The 425-nt window shown below is 39.8% G+C and carries 1 protein-coding gene; it reads left to right on the plus strand.

The features are described from left to right. On the plus strand, positions 1-425 hold a 425-nt coding region (locus LJD34_RS16195; RefSeq protein WP_227360385.1), incomplete at both ends, for a PLP-dependent cysteine synthase family protein.

The raw sequence follows: 425 nt of genomic DNA on the forward strand, positions 1-425 counted from the left end.
GGAGCAATCGCCAAAGCAAAAGAATTGGCATCACAAATCGAAAACAGCTTCATTCCAGGACAGTTTGAAAATCCAGCGAATCCAACAGCACACTATAAAACAACAGGACCAGAAATCTATGAACAAACAGAAGGAAAAGTAGATATCTTTGTAGCCGGAGTAGGAACAGGAGGAACAATTTCAGGGATAGGGAAATACTTGAAAGAAAAGAATCCAGAAGTAAAAGTAGTGGCAGTAGAACCAGCAAGCTCACCAGTATTATCAACAGGAAAAGGTGGAGCACATAAGATCCAAGGAATCGGGGCAGGATTTGTACCAGAAACATTGGATACAAAGATTTATGATGAAATCATTACAGTAGAAAATGAAGATGCATTTGCGACAGGGAAAGAAATGGCAAAGACAGAAGGAATCTTAGTAGGGAT

Source organism: Faecalibacillus sp. MSK20_93, assembly GCF_020589945.1.
In the GTDB taxonomy this organism is placed as follows: Bacteria; Bacillota_I; Bacilli_A; order Erysipelotrichales; family Coprobacillaceae; genus Faecalibacillus; species Faecalibacillus intestinalis.